The organism is Clavibacter lycopersici, from assembly GCF_003576405.1.
Lineage (GTDB): Bacteria > Actinomycetota > Actinomycetes > Actinomycetales > Microbacteriaceae > Clavibacter > Clavibacter lycopersici.
Genome location: NZ_QWGT01000377.1, coordinates 1 through 1,663, shown reverse-complemented (window position 1 = coordinate 1,663; position 1,663 = coordinate 1). Strand labels below are relative to the sequence as shown.

The 1,663-nt window shown below is 78.2% G+C and carries 2 protein-coding genes; both read right to left on the bottom strand.

Going from position 1 to position 1,663, the window contains the following annotated elements:
- On the bottom strand, positions 1-862 hold an 862-nt coding region (locus DZG00_RS15275), incomplete at its 3' end, for an ABC transporter ATP-binding protein (protein WP_233550164.1).
- Positions 859-1,663 (bottom strand): ABC transporter permease (locus DZG00_RS15270; protein WP_311135923.1); only part of this gene is annotated, 805 nt, incomplete at its 5' end. The genes DZG00_RS15270 and DZG00_RS15275, both read right to left, overlap by 4 nt.

Genomic DNA, 1,663 nt, shown 5'->3' with positions numbered 1-1,663 from the left:
CGGCGTCGCCGCCTGCATCCGGTGCGCCGGAGCCGTCGCGGCCCAGCCGCACGTCCGCCGGCGCCGCGATGAGCGCGGTGGGCCGACCGTCGGCGTCCCGCCCCTCGAGCCGGTTCATGCCCACGAGCCGCGCGACGTAGGCGGTCGCGGGCCGGGCGGCGACCTCGGCTGGCGCGCCCTCCTGCACCGCGCGTCCGCCCTCGAGCACGTGGATCCGGTCGGCCAGCGCGAGCGCGTCCACGGGATCGTGCGTCACGAGCACGGCCGCGCCGCCGAAGCGCCGCAGCTCGTCGGCGAGGAGGTCGCGCACGTCGAGCCGCGTGCCCGCGTCGAGTGCCGCCATCGGCTCGTCGAGGAGGAGCAGCGGCGGCTCGAGCACGAGGGCGCGGGCGAGCGCCACGCGCTGGGACTGCCCGCCGGAGAGGCGATCCGGCCGGCGGTCGGCGAGGTGCGCGATCCCGAGCCGGTCGAGGAGGGCGCGCGCCCGATCCTCGGCATGGGCGCGCGCGACGCCGTGCGCCCGCGGCCCGAACGCGACGTTCGCGAGCGCCGACAGGTGCGGGAAGAGGAGGTGGTCCTGGAACACGACGCCGATGCCACGGCGCTCGGCCGGGATCCGCACGGCCGCCTGCCCGCCCTCGGCCGCACCGCCCACGCGCTCCAGCTCGCGCCCGTCGAGCGCGACGCGTCCCGCCGTGAGCGGCACGAGCCCGGCGAGCGCCCGGAGCAGCGTCGACTTGCCTGCGCCGTTCGGCCCGACGACCGCGGTCGTGGATCCGGCCGGCACCTCGAGCTCCACGTCGAGCAGGAAGGCGGCGCGCTCCACGACCACGCGCGCGTCGAGGCCGTCGGCCGCGCTCACGCGTGCACCCCCGACGCCCACCGGTCGCGCAGGCTCACGAGCACGACGACCGACACCGCGAGCAGCACGAGGCTCAGCACGACGGCGGCGTCCGGATCCGTCTGCAGCGCCAGGTACGCCGACAGCGGCACCGTCTGCGTCACGCCCGGGAAGCTGCCCGCGAAGGTGAGCGTCGCCCCGAACTCGCCGAGCGCGCGGGCGAAGCAGAGCACCGCGCCCGCGCCGATCCCGGGGGCGACGAGCGGCAGGGTCACGCGGCGGAGCACGGTCCAGCGGTCGGCGCCGAGGGTCGCGGCGGCGTCCTCGAAGCGGCGGTCGGCGCCGCGCAGCGCCCCCTCCACCGCGAGCACGAGGAACGGCATGGCCACGAAGGTCTCGGCGATCACCACGGCGGGCGTCGTGAAGGGGATGGTGATCCCGGTCAGCTCCTCGAGCGGCCCGCCGACCAGCCCGCGCCGCCCGAGCAGGAGCAGCAGGGCCACGCCGCCGATCACGGGCGGCAGCACGAGCGGCACGGTCACGAGCGCCCGCAGGATCCGCTGCACCACGGGCGGCCGCCCCGCCGAGCGCGAGAGCACGAACGCGAGCGGCACCCCGAGCACGAGGCTGAGCGCGGTCGCGGCGAGCGCGCTGCCGAGCGAGAGGCCGAGGGCGCGCGCGATGCCGGGATCCGCGAGCCGCTCCCCCAGCGTCGCCCACGGCGCGCGCACCACGAGCGCCGCGAGCGGCAGCACGAGGAACGCGAGCGCGACGCCCGCGGGGATCCAGAGCAACGCCGGGACGCGGTCGGCCCGCTCGCCC